Annotated in this window: 1 pseudogene; it reads left to right on the forward strand. The window is 57.7% G+C overall.

The window, feature by feature from the left end:
• Positions 1 to 274 (forward strand): annotated as a pseudogene (locus HOC_RS22510) (heavy metal translocating P-type ATPase); the annotation flags it as partial.

Genomic DNA, 274 nt, shown 5'->3' on the forward strand with positions numbered 1-274 from the left:
CCCTCGCCCAGGCCGTTGTGCGCGATGCCAGGACACGCCTGAACACCGTCTTCAGCGCGGCGACAGATTTCTCCAGTGTCACCGGACGTGGCGTTTCAGCAAAGTTTGAGGGCAAGACCGTTCATATCGGAAAGTCCGCTTTGTTTGATGAAATTGATGGACCGCCGGTACCATCTGACTTGGCTTCTCGCGTCACAGAAATGGCCGCGCAAGGCCGCACAACCATGATTGTCAGGCAGGGCGATCGTTATCTCGGCGCCATTGGCCTGATGGA

The organism is Hyphomonas oceanitis SCH89 (assembly GCF_000685295.1).
GTDB classification, from domain to species: Bacteria; Pseudomonadota; Alphaproteobacteria; order Caulobacterales; family Hyphomonadaceae; genus Hyphomonas; species Hyphomonas oceanitis.